The 1,984-nt window shown below is 38.3% G+C and carries 2 protein-coding genes; both read left to right on the top strand.

The genetic code is table 11. The features are described 5' to 3' along the window. Positions 1–143: 143 nt before the first annotated feature. Positions 144–572 (top strand): hypothetical protein, encoded by a 429-nt coding sequence (locus tag ACTNCK_RS11620; RefSeq protein WP_441082886.1) that lies wholly within the window; start codon positions 144–146, stop codon positions 570–572. 315 nt (positions 573–887) lie between these two features. Further along, complete coding sequence (locus ACTNCK_RS11615) at positions 888–1,895, top strand: radical SAM/SPASM domain-containing protein (RefSeq protein WP_441082885.1); 1,008 nt, start codon at positions 888–890, stop codon at positions 1,893–1,895. Positions 1,896–1,984 lie beyond the last annotated feature (89 nt).

The following is a 1,984-nucleotide window of genomic DNA, read 5'->3' as shown; positions in this document are numbered from 1 at the left end:
CTGTACTATAGATTTTTTTTGGCGAAAAAATTGTACAGGAAAATGTATGCTTTTTCAATATTTACAAGGGTTACAGCGTTTTAGCTACCCACACAAACTGATGAAGAGCCATTTTTTTATACTATTTAGCCAATAGCATTTGGATGGAACGGCCTGAATACGAAGATATTTGTAGAAAGATCATAGGGCTTAATAAAGCTTTAAACTCTGTATGGATATCGTATAAAGCAAACCTCCCAAAAGTATTTTTGGTAGAGCATCCAGTAGGCACTGTGCTAGGAAATGCGGCATATGGTGAATACGCTTTTTTTCTTCAGAATGTGACTGTAAATACCCAAGTAGACAATGATGGCAAACCTGTCGGATCGATCGGGAAATTTCTTTTTTGTTCAGCTGGAGCTACTATTATAGGAAATGAGAACATCGGAGATGAGGTGACCATAGGAGTGGACACGGTAGTTTTTCGTAGACCGATACAATCACGAACCCTTATATACAGGGATAAAGATGGTTGTATTAAGGAAAAGCACAATCATGTAGGATTTGCCAGACAATATTTTTATGAGGACTAATATAGTTCTCTTTATGACAATTGTCAAATATTAGTGCAAATTAAAATGCATAATAGCTTTTGTTGGTGATGATTCCAGGAGAGCGGAACTTATAGGCCACTATGTTGAGCACGTCGAGAAGGACTACGGTGAGGAGAAACGTATACCTAAGGATGTCATCAGGCAGATAAAGGACATGGGGTATGAAAGTAAGGTGATTATTCTGTATGACCCGCTTATGGTAAGGTGATATTTTATTAGAGTTGAAAGAAATGTGTAGATGAAAATTAGCGTTGAGGAAAGAAAAATCAGGCTATTCATGAAGGAAATCATATCATGGCAAAGAACGTATCAACAGTAAACAATAAAAGGCACAACCTCTATCAGGAGATTCCACTTTCTACTCCGTATATGCTTTTTATTGATCCGAGCAATGTCTGTAACTTCAAATGCCGTTTCTGTGCTATGTCTACAGGAGAAAAGCAATCTTATGAAAAACAGACTATGCCATTTGAACTATACAAAAAGATTATAGATGATTTGAGCGATTTTCCCGAACGTTTGAAGATGATTCGCCTTGCGGGACAAGGAGAGCCACTATTAAATACTCATTTTACAGATATGGTTCGTTATGCGAAAAGCAAAGGAGTTTGCGACTGGATTGAGACTGTAACGAATGGTAGCAGACTGACTCCTGAGTTAAATGATGAGTTGGCTGCAAGCGGGTTAGATCGTATAAGGATTTCAGTGGAAGCACCTACGGAGAAGGGATATAAGGAGACTGCAGGTGTGGATATTGATATGGAGAAATTTACAGAAAATATACGAGATCTGTATGAAAAATGTCAGGGAAGGTGTGAGATATATATTAAGACTGTAGACATTGCGCTTCCTGACGAAAAGAGCAAACAGGATTTTTTTAATAGATTTGATAATATCTGCGATAAGATATTTATAGAAAAGGTGATTCCTATTTGGTCTGATTTTGATGAACTGAATGATAGGTATGATATAGATGATCATGGTGGACTCTATGGGCAGGAGGTAAGAAACATACAGATTTGCCCTCTTCCTTTTTACTCTGCTGTGATCAATCCAGATGGGATAGTCACTGTCTGCTGTCCAGACTGGAAAAGAAGGTTGGTAATAGGGGATTTAAACTACGAGAGTATGAAAGAAATCTGGAATGGACAAAAACTTCATCATTTGTGGATGGAGTTTGCTGCTGGGAGAAAAAACGATTGTGAGGCATGTAGGAAATGTCTTGCACCAAATTATAACTGCCATGACTATTTAGACGACCACAGTGAATTGATTCTTAATGACTCAAACTTCGCAGTATAAAATACCGCGTAGCACCTTGAAAATTCAATAAAGAGTGACTTAAACCCGGCTTTTAGGCCGCTGATAGCTGTCGCCTCATTGCCGGTCGG

It is taken from the genome of Candidatus Weimeria sp. HCP3S3_B5, assembly GCF_052064335.1.
GTDB lineage: Bacteria > Bacillota > Clostridia > Lachnospirales > Lachnospiraceae > Weimeria.
Note: the sequence above shows the minus strand (reverse complement) of the source record. Positions and strands in the feature narration are given on the sequence as shown.

What these genes read in the sequence shown, in the direction of transcription:
- ACTNCK_RS11620 (WP_441082886.1), top strand. Translation starts at nt 144, where the DNA reads ATGGAACGGCCTGAATACGAAGATATTTGTAGAAAGATCATAGGGCTT.
- ACTNCK_RS11615 (WP_441082885.1), top strand. Translation starts at nt 888, where the DNA reads ATGGCAAAGAACGTATCAACAGTAAACAATAAAAGGCACAACCTCTAT.